Annotated in this window: 2 protein-coding genes and 1 pseudogene; 1 reads left to right on the top strand and 2 read right to left on the bottom strand. The window is 63.9% G+C overall.

The features are described from left to right. Positions 1–125, bottom strand: a pseudogene (locus E1284_RS43540) (IS5/IS1182 family transposase); the annotation flags it as partial. A gap of 245 nt (positions 126–370) precedes the next feature. Between E1284_RS43540 and E1284_RS40385 the strand changes: the two are divergent. Then, the gene (locus E1284_RS40385) at positions 371–1,093 is read left to right on the top strand and encodes a hypothetical protein (RefSeq protein WP_131945385.1); all 723 of its coding nucleotides are present in this window, start codon (positions 371–373) and stop codon (positions 1,091–1,093) included. Between the two features lie 460 nt (positions 1,094–1,553). Here E1284_RS40385 and E1284_RS42260 read toward each other — a convergent pair. Next, the coding region (locus tag E1284_RS42260; RefSeq protein ID WP_165965630.1) for a hypothetical protein at positions 1,554–2,031 on the bottom strand (478 nt) is incomplete at its 5' end.

Below are 2,031 nucleotides of genomic sequence, written 5' to 3'. Positions count from 1 at the left end.
GCCTGGCGCTCGGGGCTCAGTGCTCGCCACCGCGACCCGATCAGGTCCCGGTGATCGCGCACCAGCCCGGTAACGAAGGTCAGGGTCGGGCGCGACAGATCCAGCGCGGCACGGTAGAACAGCACGTAAAGTTCCTGTGCGGACAAGGTTGATCTTGGTCGACAACCTCATCTAGCAGGAGCTTCACTCATTCACAGCCCGCTTCCGTCGCCCGCGACGAACCTGTGACCTGCACACTCAGGTTGGAATGGGCTCAGTCGTCAGCCCTCTACGATGCGGGTTTTGTTGCCAGCCTGGTCCTCGCTGTCGATTTCTTTCGGGCGATCGCGGCGCGTGTAGGCTGACGTTGGATCCTGGGACGGGGGCGGTGTTGTCGACGGAACTCGCTGAGCGTCTCGGGCTGTTTGAGCCGCTGCTGGATGACTTGGCGGCCGTGTTCTGCCCAGGTGCGAGTTGGCCGGGCGAGACGTCCGGCGATCCCGTCTTCGATGCCTATCAGCGCTGCGAGGTCAAGCGATTCCAGATCGGTGAGGCCTGCGCGAGCGATCTGGACGCTGTGCGGGAGCATGCGGACCAGATCATGCATGCCATAGCCCATGACCACTGTCCCAGCGGCGACCGCCAGTTGGTCGAGCCGCTCGTGCGAGTTCTCGGTGCGCGGCAGGTCATGGAGCGCATCCTTGACTACCTCGAAACCGGCTCGGCCGCCGAGCGGCTGGGAGCGGCGAAGGCCTGGTACTGGGCAGTGCCGTCCGCGCAGTACGCGTCTATGGAAGACCTCCGTGCCGACCAGGAACACCGGGGCCCCGGTGAGGGTGCGATCCGGGTCTCCCTCAATCCGATGGCTGCCACTCCGACAACTAGCAACGCCGAAGCCGCGGCCCTGCGCCGCGATTTCGAGCCCCGCTTCCGGACCGGCTGCCTGAGAGCGTTCATTGCCTCCAGCAGGCCGGGAGATCGCCTCTATCTCTCCTACCGGTTCTCGCTCGACCCCTCTGATTACCCGCCTGAGTCGCAGGCCGAGGTAGAGATGGCCGCGCGGATTGCCGCGGCTGATCCCGAGCATTACCGGCACGGAGACCTGACCCGCTGATCAGTCCGATGGAGATCTCCGGACCAGCCGGCGTGCTCGTCCAGGCGCGTTAGCGGGCTGTCGAAGATCTGCTCTCGGACGACCTGGCCCTCCGTGGCCGCATCGTCGCGCTGGTTCTCCAGGGGTGGGCCGGAATTCAATGGTGGTGACGAAGAAGGTGCAGGACTCGCGGATCGACTCGAAGTGGCAGTCCGTCTCCGTGGGGCCGGCGCGGTAGCCATCACCGGGCAAGCATAGGTCCATCTTGCGGCGGGGCTTGGCCATTTCCGAGGCCTTGGAGTGTCTGTCTCCGAGTTCGCGCCGGCGGTCGTAGAGCGCTCGTGGCCCTGCCGCCCGGAGCGCAGCAAGGATCAGACGTACCCAACCCCGGCCACCCACCGTTTTCGGCCTTGCGGTGGTGGAAGCTGAACCTGTCGTTGGAAGTGGGCGCGGCACTGTGGTCGGTGTGTGCTCGTTCCTGTCATGGTTTTGGCGGGGGATTGATGGTCCGAGGCGCCGGGCTGAGATAAGTATTGGAGCGACTGTCGAGTTTGGCGTGTTCAATCTTCAAGCAGTCGGTGATTGAGACAGGAAAGCCAGTGCTGGCGAGTTCGGATTGCGTGTGCTCCTTGAGGACGCTTCGGCGGACGATCAGCTGTACTTCTTCGAGCGTTGGGTCAGTCGAAGAAGTCAGATCATGAATGGCTTGGCCGAGGGTGGTGATGGTTTGGTGGCCTTTGGTTCGGGCTCTTTCGTAGCAGGTTGTGAGTTCGAGGCCTGATGCTGGTATTCGGGGGAAGCGGTTGGGATATTTCTTGTGGCGGTCGAGGGCGTAGAAGGTGGCTGCGTCGTTGATGGCGGCCTGGTGGTGGGCGGCGAGTGTGGTGCAGGCTTCGATGGTTTTGAGGGTGATGGTGGCGAGTTGGGCTGCGTGGGTGAGGGTGGGGGCGAGTTGGTGG

This window comes from Actinomadura bangladeshensis, from assembly GCF_004348335.1.
Taxonomy (GTDB): Bacteria; Actinomycetota; Actinomycetes; order Streptosporangiales; family Streptosporangiaceae; genus Spirillospora; species Spirillospora bangladeshensis.
Note: the sequence above shows the minus strand (reverse complement) of the source record. Positions and strands in the feature narration are given on the sequence as shown.